15 protein-coding genes are annotated in these 9,847 nt (G+C 54.6%); 10 read left to right on the forward strand and 5 right to left on the reverse strand.

The features are described 5' to 3' along the window. Nucleotides 1-113: 113 nt before the first annotated feature. Entirely contained in the window at nucleotides 114-875 is a 762-nt protein-coding gene (locus AC2FJ6_RS20585; RefSeq protein ID WP_496669816.1) for a LysR substrate-binding domain-containing protein, read from the forward strand. A gap of 19 nt (nucleotides 876-894) precedes the next feature. Here AC2FJ6_RS20585 and AC2FJ6_RS20590 read toward each other — a convergent pair whose 3' ends face one another. From AC2FJ6_RS20590 to AC2FJ6_RS20605, 4 genes are all read right to left on the reverse strand, one after another. Beyond that, nucleotides 895-1,464: a carboxymuconolactone decarboxylase family protein gene (locus tag AC2FJ6_RS20590; protein WP_496669818.1), complete on the reverse strand. Its 570-nt coding sequence runs from the start codon at nucleotides 1,462-1,464 to the stop codon at nucleotides 895-897. 137 nt (nucleotides 1,465-1,601) lie between these two features. Then, nucleotides 1,602-2,087, reverse strand: coding sequence for a YHS domain-containing (seleno)protein (locus tag AC2FJ6_RS20595; protein WP_170790462.1), 486 nt, complete (start codon nucleotides 2,085-2,087; stop codon nucleotides 1,602-1,604). Between the two features lie 48 nt (nucleotides 2,088-2,135). Next, entirely contained in the window at nucleotides 2,136-3,002 is an 867-nt protein-coding gene (locus AC2FJ6_RS20600; RefSeq protein WP_058282012.1) for a cysteine hydrolase family protein, read from the reverse strand. 161 nt (nucleotides 3,003-3,163) lie between these two features. After that, nucleotides 3,164-4,141 (reverse strand): AraC family transcriptional regulator, encoded by a 978-nt coding sequence (locus AC2FJ6_RS20605; protein WP_496669820.1) that lies wholly within the window; start codon nucleotides 4,139-4,141, stop codon nucleotides 3,164-3,166. A 227-nt stretch (nucleotides 4,142-4,368) separates the two neighbouring features. Here AC2FJ6_RS20605 and AC2FJ6_RS20610 point away from each other — a divergent pair, with 227 nt between their 5' ends. Next, entirely contained in the window at nucleotides 4,369-5,241 is an 873-nt protein-coding gene (locus AC2FJ6_RS20610; RefSeq protein WP_496669822.1) for a bile acid:sodium symporter family protein, read from the forward strand. A 275-nt stretch (nucleotides 5,242-5,516) separates the two neighbouring features. Continuing rightward, nucleotides 5,517-5,753 (forward strand): hypothetical protein, encoded by a 237-nt coding sequence (locus AC2FJ6_RS20615; RefSeq protein ID WP_496669824.1) that lies wholly within the window; start codon nucleotides 5,517-5,519, stop codon nucleotides 5,751-5,753. Nucleotides 5,754-5,761: 8 nt separating this feature from the next. On the opposite strand, the gene AC2FJ6_RS20620 is transcribed toward AC2FJ6_RS20615, so the two are convergent. Continuing rightward, the gene (locus tag AC2FJ6_RS20620; RefSeq protein WP_496669826.1) at nucleotides 5,762-6,343 is read right to left on the reverse strand and encodes a TetR/AcrR family transcriptional regulator; all 582 of its coding nucleotides are present in this window, start codon (nucleotides 6,341-6,343) and stop codon (nucleotides 5,762-5,764) included. Nucleotides 6,344-6,467: 124 nt separating this feature from the next. Between AC2FJ6_RS20620 and AC2FJ6_RS20625 the strand changes: the two genes are divergently transcribed. The 7 genes from AC2FJ6_RS20625 (at nucleotide 6,468) to AC2FJ6_RS20655 (ending at nucleotide 9,787) form a co-directional block, all read left to right on the forward strand. Then, the gene (locus tag AC2FJ6_RS20625; RefSeq protein WP_496669828.1) at nucleotides 6,468-7,058 is read left to right on the forward strand and encodes a YceI family protein; all 591 of its coding nucleotides are present in this window, start codon (nucleotides 6,468-6,470) and stop codon (nucleotides 7,056-7,058) included. A 65-nt stretch (nucleotides 7,059-7,123) separates the two neighbouring features. After that, nucleotides 7,124-7,663 carry a luciferase domain-containing protein gene (locus tag AC2FJ6_RS20630; RefSeq protein WP_496669830.1) on the forward strand — a complete coding sequence of 180 codons (540 nt, stop codon included), beginning with the start codon at nucleotides 7,124-7,126 and terminating at the stop codon, nucleotides 7,661-7,663. Nucleotides 7,664-7,871: 208 nt separating this feature from the next. Continuing rightward, complete coding sequence (locus tag AC2FJ6_RS20635) at nucleotides 7,872-8,207, forward strand: hypothetical protein (protein WP_496669832.1); 336 nt, start codon at nucleotides 7,872-7,874, stop codon at nucleotides 8,205-8,207. Between the two features lie 190 nt (nucleotides 8,208-8,397). Then, entirely contained in the window at nucleotides 8,398-8,733 is a 336-nt protein-coding gene (locus AC2FJ6_RS20640) for a DUF411 domain-containing protein (protein WP_254428789.1), read from the forward strand. Next, nucleotides 8,733-9,197 carry a c-type cytochrome gene (locus AC2FJ6_RS20645; RefSeq protein WP_496669834.1) on the forward strand — a complete coding sequence of 155 codons (465 nt, stop codon included), beginning with the start codon at nucleotides 8,733-8,735 and terminating at the stop codon, nucleotides 9,195-9,197. The genes AC2FJ6_RS20640 and AC2FJ6_RS20645 overlap by 1 nt, the downstream gene beginning before the upstream one ends. A gap of 12 nt (nucleotides 9,198-9,209) precedes the next feature. Further along, a complete protein-coding gene (locus AC2FJ6_RS20650; RefSeq protein WP_496669836.1) occupies nucleotides 9,210-9,554 on the forward strand; it encodes a copper resistance CopC family protein in 345 nt (114 codons plus the stop codon). Continuing rightward, nucleotides 9,551-9,787 carry a hypothetical protein gene (locus tag AC2FJ6_RS20655; protein ID WP_496669838.1) on the forward strand — a complete coding sequence of 79 codons (237 nt, stop codon included), beginning with the start codon at nucleotides 9,551-9,553 and terminating at the stop codon, nucleotides 9,785-9,787. The genes AC2FJ6_RS20650 and AC2FJ6_RS20655 overlap by 4 nt, the downstream gene beginning before the upstream one ends. The last annotated feature ends 60 nt before the right edge of the window (nucleotides 9,788-9,847 follow it).

Raw genomic sequence — 9,847 nt, forward strand, 5'->3', positions numbered from 1 at the left:
CTTTGGTCTCTTGTTTGCCATTCGTGGTCCTCCGTTTCCTAAACATAACGGTGGACCAGTTCAGTTGGGGAGGCCCAGGGCTACGTCTTTTTGTACGCACAACGCGCTCAGTGATGCTGACTGATAGCGGGCAAAGGTTTTTTGAGGATGCCAGACGTATTCTGGCTGACCTTGAAGAGGCCGAGCGCGCCGCTGTCGGTTCCTATGCCGAACCGACCGGGGAAATTAGTGTTACTGCATCTGTCCTGTTTGGCCGTATGTTCGTCACTCCAATTTTGGGCGAATTTCTGGATCTGTATCCAAAGCTCTCAGCGCGCACGCTCTATGTGGACCGAGTGGTCAATCTGATTGATGAGGGTCTCGACGTCGGGATCAGAATTGGCAACCTCGCTGATTCCAGTTTGATGGCTGTCAGGTGTGGTACGGTGAGGCAGGTCGCGTTTGCTTCCCGTAAATATCTTGACCAATATGGCGAACCAGATACGCCCGATGATTTATCCTGCCATGCAATCATTAATTCAACTGCCTTGAATGCATCGGCCCAATGGCATTTTCAACGGGGCAGAAAGACTGTCACCAAACGCATGAGCCCACGCATCAGCATGAACACAAATGACGCTGTGATCGAGTTGGCCTTGCAAGGTCATGGTGTCGGGCGGCTTCTGTCCTATCAAGTCGCACCCTACATTGCAGATGGGCGGCTCAAGACTGTTCTAAAGTCGTATGAACCACCCGAAGTCCCCATCCATCTTGTGCATCAAGAGGGACGAACCGTGTCTGCGAAGGTGCGCACCTTTGTTGACTTTGCTGTCGGACGTCTAAAATCAGATCCCCTTCTTGTCGGGAATCAAACACAGGTCCAAAAGCAAGATTAACAAATGGGCGGGCGTCGCGCTATTCAGCCACTGCCGCGACCGAGGCGATCCATGCATTTGGCACAAAGGCATCATCCAACGCGGTTTCCGCCACATGGTTCGTATAGTTCGACAGGGTTTTCAACGCTGTGCCGAGGATGACTTCCAGCATAGATCGGCGTGTGTAACCAGCCGTCAGAAACGCTTCGACCTGTGCGTCGCTGGGCCAGCCTCGGCTTTCGTTGATCACGATGGCGAATTTGCGCAGTGCTTCCAATTTGGGGTCGGCGATAGGGCTGCCATCGCGTAACGCTGCGATCACGTCTTCGGGGACACCGGCCATCTGTGAAAGAGTGGTATGGGCGGCCATGCAGTACTTGCACCCGTTCAACCGGTTGTTAGTCATAAGGATGATCTGGCGCTCAGTCTCTGACAGGCTGGTCTTTCCAAAGATGTTGGAAAGTGTCGTATAGCCTTCCAAAATTGCGGGCGCTTCGGCCATGGCCGCATAAAGGTTGGGCACAAAACCATATCCTTTCAGCGATGCTTCCAGAATTGGTTTCGCGGCATCAGGGGCTGAGGCGATTGTGTAGGTCTCAAAATCAGTCATGTCTGGTTTCCTTTGGGAAGAGTTTTCGACGCACGCAAATTGTCATTGCGGACAGGGCGTCTTGGAGAAATGCCGGCCTTTTGGGGAGGGGAGAGGCAGCGGTGGCTCCGACCGGCAAAAGCCACCAAATTCCTCGATCAAAGGCTGCCGACAGGCGTGTGGTGGATGTCTGCCCACTTGGCATGGGCGCCTTGGATCACGGTCTCTTTGTCCTCAAGGTACTTTTTGAAGATTTCCTCATTCACAAAGAGATAGAGCTTGTCGTCCACGATATCGGCATACCGAACATCGCCATCAAGCTTCTTGCCTACATAGACACCAAAGGCGCAGAACCCGCCGAATTGAGGCAGATGTGCCGTCGGATCCGCCTCGAATGTGGCTTTCGCTGCCTGCGACGCAAAATAGTAGTCCACTCCATCATGGGCCGATGTAAAAGTGGCGTTGCCCATTTCGGGTATTTCGGCTTCAAACATCGATACAGGATCGACGCCATGCATGCCGAGGGGCTGCCCAGTCAAGGTAAGACTGTTCGAAACGTTGTATTCATCGTCAGCCAATGCCGCCGCCGCCAGGGCGAGAGTCAACGCTGTTGTAAGCGCGGGAAATGTAAAGATGCGTGTCATGATATGTCCTTTCAGGATGCTAGGATCAAATTTGAAGATCGATTTGGGTCAGGCCGATTGGCCAATGCGCTCAACCGCGTCGTCGGTCCACCAGACGCCGTTGGCGACCATGCGGAAGTTGATGATGGCGGCGAGATACCCGTCACCTTCAGGCACCTTGGCCCCGGCTGTGGCATCGCGAACGACAGCGACTTCGTAGCCCAGCTCCAGCAGCTCGTAGAGATGCGCCTGCGTACACAGGTTCGCCGACATCCCCGCGAGGATCACCTTGTCGATCTTGCGTTTACGCAATTGCAGGTTCAGGTCATTCTGAGCAGGGCTGTAAACCTTGTGTGGCGAGCAAATGATGGTTTCGCCATCCTCGATGTACTTCTTGTATTGCGGCATCCAGTCGGCACCTGAGCCCTCGAAGTTGTCCAAATTGAGCGGTCCCAGGCGGTCAAACATGCCGATGCTGTGCATCGTCGCTTCCAGAGTGCCCTCGAACTCCCATTTGTGGTCATGTGGGTAGTAATAGTGGGGCGAGATGAAGACCGGCATCCCCGCAGCCTTGGCGGCAATGAAAAGCCGTTCGATATTGTCGACCGTGCCCTGTTCGGTCACGCTTTCGCCAACGACGCCCCACGTCACACCGTCCTCTGACAAAAAATCAATCTGGGGGTCGGTCACCACAAGCGCAGTACGCCCCGGCTCGATGGTCATGTCGATTTGGGGAAGGCCTGGATTTTCCGGGTCAGCATAGTAGGCGCGTGCTTCGTCGGTCGCGGCAAGGGCCTGCCCGCCAGCCACTATTGTTGTACCTGCCGCGGCCGCACCGGCGGCTTGTTGCAAGAGTCGCCGGCGCGCCATATCAACGCGTTCGGGCGTGACGTCGCAAGCGCAGCTTGCTCCATGTTTGTGGTCATGATTGCTCATTGCAAATTTCCTTTGTCTGAGAGGGGCAAATGGGTTTGCTTTACTCGGCAGCGCCCCAGGTGGATCTGACAAAGAAGAAGTTATGCACCACATCGATTGAGGTATCGGCCCGCCCTGCCAAGGTTTTGGCCGAACCTGCCATGTGGTCTTGAGGTGTGTGCCTAGTCGGAGGTCGCTTGCTGCCTGAATCGTGCCGGAGCCTGGCCAACCCAGCGCTTGAAGGCGCGGCTGAACGTGCTCTGTTCCGAAAACCCGGTCATAAAGGCGATCTCGGCTATGGAAGCCTTACCGTCACGGAGCAGGTCACGAGCAAGTGCAACTTGTGCCTGACCAAGAACGTCGCGATAGGTCAGCCCTTCCTCGGCCAACCTGCGGTAAAGCGTGCGCTCGCTCATTCCCATCTCTTGAGCGACATGCGCTGCTTGCGGCGCGCCGTTACTCAGGGCCGGTGTGAGCCGGTGGACAATTGCTTGGCTCAGTGAGGTGTCGTCATCGCGAGAGTTGAACTCCTCATCCAGGTGCTTCGTCATGAAATCTGACAAGCCCGGATCGCCAAGACGATTTTCGCTTTCCAGCATAGCAGGGCGCATAGCAATGGCGTTGTGGGCGCTCCCAAATCGAACCGGGCACCCGAAATATTCGGCGTAACGCTCTGGTTCTTGTCTGCATGGATGCTGAAACGTGACATATGCGAGCGACAACCCATCACCCACAAACCGATGCATGTTCCTCGCAAAGGCCGCAAGCGCGCATTCGTTGCGCAGCTCCAAGGCAGCGCGATGTGATGTTTGTCCCTCAAAAATCCAAAGGACCGGATCGCCGGTTTCATCAAGTCTGTAAACTGCGGTGTCCGTTACGAGACGAAAATAACGCTCGATCCGTTGCAAAGATTGCCGCAAGGTCGGAGCTGTCTTTACGGCTAGGCCAAGGACGCCGAGATCATCGGTTGCAATCGCGTTCGCATAGTCCTCAACCAACGCGGCCTCGTCCGCTTGTTGCGCACGAATCCAATCGATCAGATCGAAATACGCATCATCCGCCAATTGGCCGTCTTGAGCTTCTGGTAGACGCAGCACGACAGCGCCATTCGAAATCAGGGCGCCATCGTCGTTTAGCGTCATCCCGGCGGCGTTGGCCATCGCGCGGGCGAATGCGTAAGTTACACTTGCCATACAGTGAGATTAGCACTGGAAAGCTCTTTCACGCCAGATCGTCCAACCCTGTGATAGGTATAATAAATAGAGACAGCCTCGATCTTCGGGCGCTTGAGGATAAATGCGCCAAACTGATAACACTCGTCATCAGGTTTTCTGAACGGTATCGTCCGAAAGCGTGCGGAAGCATGCAGCCATAGAGGTCATGGTAGATGGGCGAAATTTTCATATCTGTGCTGCTGCCGCTCGCAGTTGTTGTCATCATGTTCTGCCTTGGCCTCGGACTCACAGCGGCTGACTTTCAACGTATCGGACGACGTCCACGGGCCTTTTGCGTCGGCGCTCTCAACCAGATCATTTTGCTGCCTTTCATCGCTTTAATGGTGACTTTTATCTTTGGAATTTCCGCTGAGGCAGCCGTTGGCATCATGATTTTAGCGGCCTGTCCGGGCGGGGCGATCAGTAACATCGTGACCAAGCTTTCGAATTGGGATGTCGCTTTGTCCGTTACTCTTACAGCAGTCTTCAGTCTGACTTGTGTCGTTACCGTACCGCTCATCCTGGGGTTTTCGATGCAGATGTTCATGGGGGCAACTGCGCCCGCTATCGACATTTCTTCGACGGCTTTAGCAATGTTTTTTTTAACAGCTTCACCGATCCTAGCCGGGGTGATCGCGCGATCCTTGGCGCCGCGAATTGTAGCTGCGGTCGAACCAATCTTTAGCAAGGTCTCTATGCTACTTTTTGCGATGGTCATCGGAGGCGCTATCATTTCAAACTGGGTGGTGGTCGCGGATAACTACCTTAGGCTTGGACCCGCACTTTTTGTTGTAGGTGCGTCACTCACGTTTATTGGCATCATGAGTTCAGGGATGCTCGGATGCACAGACATCGAGGCGAAGACGATTTCAATTGAGACCGGCGTTCAAAACGGAGCTTTGGGAATCGCAATTGCCACTTTGCTGTTGCCTAACACCAATGGGTTAAGCGAATATGCCATACCATCCGCAATTTATAGCGTGGTCTGGATCCTAACAATGTTGCCTGTCTTCGCCCTGCTTGCGCGAAGAAGCCCAATTTCATGATCCTGACGCCTATTCGCTAGCTTTGGCTATGCGCTGAGCCAAGCCCCTTTGTTTCCATGCCAGAGCGCCGTCTGGTCAAAGAGCGATCAAGGAGCTCCAAAGCCCGTTGTGGAACGGCCGCTTTGGCGATTTTCCCTGTTGAAGGGAAGAGCTGTTGCTGCCAGTGCGGTGGATCCTGCGTCAGCGAAGGTGTAGACGCCAAGGTCAGTTTTGTCCGCAAGTCGGAATTGCAAAGTCTTGGATTAAGTGTCCGGATTGGGCTGGACCTGCCAAACATGCAAGCCGCGGAGAATGGCCGCATCGAGCCCACTTTGGCCGATGCCGCGCGTTGCCCGAATTACAGAAATGCGCAGAACGCGGACTTTGCAAAATTCGAAGAACGATCATTGCGAGTCTTTGCCGAGACCTTTTGGAGCAACCGCTATTGGGAACTAGCTGGATATGCTTTTGATCTAATCTGCTGCTTTGCCGAAATCTCGCGCCTGTTGCAGGTCGCTTTGATTGCAAAGTAAGGCGATGGTCACTGCCCCGAATTGGTTTTCGCGATATTGTAAAGCAGATCGACATGTCGATCTAACCATTCTTCGTCCAGGGCCTCGTGACGTATGAGCTTGCGGAAATAAGGTGCCGCGACTGCTAGTTCTATAAGCTGTTCAACCGGAACATCCGCGGCAATCTCACCGCGGTCTATTGCGGCTGCAAATACTGCTTCAACACTTGCGAACCTGTCTTTCATGAATTCCGTGATCACCAGCCGTGCTTCTTCATCGGTGGACGCAGCGGCGACCACCTGAGGCGCGATTTGGCCCCATGGTGTGTCATTCAAGGCCCCCATCAGTACACCGAGTAACCAGCGCAGGTCAGATCGTAGCGGGCCATCGGTTTTGGGTGGTATGTTCGGCGGTGTTGCGATGCGCCTGAATGCTGCATCACGCAGACTGCGCGCATCTGGCCAGTGCCTATAAAGTGTGCTGCGCGAAATGCCCGTTGCCTTAGAAACTGCGCCATGAGTTACGTGCAGCACACCCTCATCCATGAGTATCTTTTGCGCAGCATCAAGCGCAGTCTGTCGTGTGGCGATCAGCCTAGGATCTTCTTTCAATCAATCCTCCTATAGAACAACTTGTTGCATAGTAGAACATTTTGTCTTAAAAGTATGGTCAGCCAAAACCTAAATCCCAAAACTCAATTCCACAAACACGTCTTGTCAAAATGGGAGCGTATCAATGTTCAAAGTGGCAGCAACCCCGCTGGCGGTACTCTTATCGATGGGCGCGACAATCGCATTGTCCGAGAGCGGCACTTACGAGCTGGATCCTGGACACAGTCAGGTATTGTTCAGCTACAACCACATCGGGTTCTCAGAAACATATGGAATGTTCTCAGGTTTTAGCGGTGAGATAGAGTTCGACGAAGATGATCCGTCTGGGTCATCTGTCACAGTGTCTATGCCTGTGAAATCCATGATCACGGGCTGGGACGCCCGTATGCAACACTTCATGTCCGAAGACTTTTTCAGTGCGAGTGACAGTGACATGGTCACATTCTCCTCGACCAGCATAGAAGTCACCGGGGACAATACCGCGAATATTTCTGGCGACCTGACCATGAATGGCGTCACCAAACCTGTTGTTCTGGAAACAACGCTTAACAAGTCAGCGCCATACCCGTTTGGCCCAAAAGAGGGCACGCCGACCTTGGGGCTGGCTGCCACGGCGACTATCGTGCGGTCTGAATTCGGACTTGGGGCCTTTGCACCTGCGGTGAGCGACGAGATAGAGCTCTTGATCAATATCGAAGCGTTAAAAGCTGAATGATGCGTGCAGGGGCACCGATACGGCGCTGAGCACTCAATCTTTGATTTTGGCGGATGGTCAACACGATGAATGTACACCTGAGAACATTGGCGGTTGCTGTGACGGTAGTGACATTGATGTGCTCAATGGCGTCCGCGCAAGAGCGCTCCTTGCCGGAGCGCACCTCGCCCCGTCCTGAAACGACAAGCGGCGTGCCGCACACTCAGATTGGTGTCGAAATTAATGCCGATTTGGCCCAGCTATTGCTGGAGCGAGTTGCGCAATTCCCGGGGGTCATACTTGGCCCCACACGCATATCATTACCTGGCGCGATTGGCTTTCAGCTTGATCCCGATATGTTGTTGTCCCAACCGAACTCTATCGTCGGTGGGTTTGAGTTTGCGCACATGCATCCTGATGGCAGCTTGCACGCCTCGCTCGACCCAGAAATGGCGCGAAGGGCAATTGAGGCTGGCTGGGCCGTAGGACACCCTTGGGCCGATCAACGCCCCGGATGGAGTGGCTTTGTCATGATCTATACTCCGACCACACCCGAAGAGCTGGATGTCGTCATCGATCTGGTAGAAAGCTCGTACACCTTCATCACCGGCAACACCTTGGGTTAGGCGCGTATTTGCTGACCTTTCCGTTGCCGACAAATAAGCAGGTCAGTCAAAATTCAGTTTTACCGGAATTTCAGGTGATTCATGTAACACTGTTCCGGACGGGCATGATCCAGAGATGTGGCGCACCCACAATGAGTGCAACTAGGATGTACATGGCGACACATCCTCGTAACTTGTCAAAACCACATACCGACAGTAGGTATTTGGTATGTTTCGCCTGGTCCTGTCGATACTTCTTGTTGTTGCATTCTCTGGCGCATCCGCAGCGTCCGTGAAGCATGGCTTGACCCATGGATCGGATCATTCTGGTCATCATGCTCAAATAGCGGACGACGATCCGTTGGCTAATGCCGAGAAAGCTGTTGCGGATTGTTGCGACACCACCAGCGGCATGAGTTCAGCATCCTGTTTTGGTGATCTTGTCGCCGCGGCGGGGATTTCGCCGATTGCTCCATTGGCGATCTCAGAGTGTGGTGTGACGCAAGCTGATTCCGATTTTTCGGGCCTCGCAATGGGCGTCCCCACCGGTCCTCCGAAAGCCTGAACGGCAACGGGCGCCCGCCCGCAATCCGTTCAAATTTCACATCAAAGGACCGACAGACATGATCACACGTCGTCACTTCACCACACTGTCTGCAACTGCTCTCATCGCGACCGCTCTTCCCGTCCGAGCAGGCACCCCAATGCATGTGCTAAGCTCACCAGGTTGCGGATGCTGTCACGCATGGGCTGACTTGGCTCGCGCACGTGGCTACGCCGTCACCGTTGAGGAACTGACCGACCCCGAAGCACAGAAGTCAGCGCGGGGTATCCCGCTGAACCTCGCATCCTGTCACACGATAGAAGCCGATGGTTATGTCTTTGAAGGCCATGTGCCGTTTGAAGCACTGGAAGCCGTGTTGAAGGATCGGCCTGACATTACAGGGCTTGCCGTTCCTGGCATGCCAATGGGCTCCCCTGGTATGGGCGACGATCCGTCCGCCCGTTACGACGTCATTGCATTTGGGGGAGAGGCTGGGGCCGGTACAGTATACTACCGTGCGGGCACCGCGCAGCCGTTCGACACCTGATGCTAGGGCGCACAACACTCTTGGTCACCGGTGGGCTTGCGCTCACCGGTTTCGCCGTAGCTTTCGTTCTGGCCCAGCCCTCCGAAGCGGTCGGTCTATTGACACCGGATAACGCGAAGCTGGTCGCCGTTGGCCAAGATATATACGCGGACCAATGTGCTACCTGCCACGGTGAGAACCTTGAAGGACAGCCAAACTGGCAGATACGCGGCGAGGATGGTTTGCTGCCAGCACCGCCGCATGACGCCACAGGTCATACGTGGCACCACGATGATGAAACGCTTTTCACCCTGACTAAATTTGGCCTGGCCGGACTGATGGAAAATGCGCCCCCAACCGGTATGCCGGTCTATGAAGGTGTGTTGAGCGATGACGAAATCATAGCGGTCCTATCTTTTATCAAATCAACCTGGCCCGATGATCTTCGTGAATACCACGATGAACTGAATGCCCAATCCGAATAGGGGACAACTCAGATGATCAAACAAACTCTTTTCGGTTTGGCCGCAGCAATGGCTCCAATGCTTGCGGCTGCGCATTCGAAGTCCGAAGCAACGACACCGGCTAACGGCGCGTCTGTCACGGATGTGCCGGAGCTTACCATGCGGTTCGATGATCCGATGCGTATCATCTCGGTTACGCTCACCTCCCCAGATGGCGACGTCGAAATTGAACGCGAAACGGGCATGGATCCTGCTACGGAATTCCGGGCTGTGCCGCTGGAAGAGCTCACACCGGGAAGCTACCGCTTCGACTGGCGCGGTATGGCTTCCGACGGTCACCCGATGCAGGGCAGCTTTTCTTTCACGGTCGCTGAGTGACCGGACTGTCCCCTATAGATGGTGTCGTCGTCTTGGCCATTTTGGCGAAGGCACTTGGCTACGGTGCGGCGTTGCTGGCGATGGGTAGCGTCCTGTTCATCGTTCTCTTTTCCAAGCGCGCCGATGCGTCCGTTTTGCGCCTTGCACGTCACCTCGCGGTCGGTGCGGCGCTTCTCGGTCTCGCCGTTCTGGCTTTGCGTTTCGGTGTCAGAGCGGTGGGCCTCCCCAACTGAACTGGTCCACCGTTATGTTTAGGAAACGGAGGACCACGAATGGCAAACAAGAGACCAAAG

Source organism: Ruegeria sp. CDSA089, assembly GCF_059612205.1.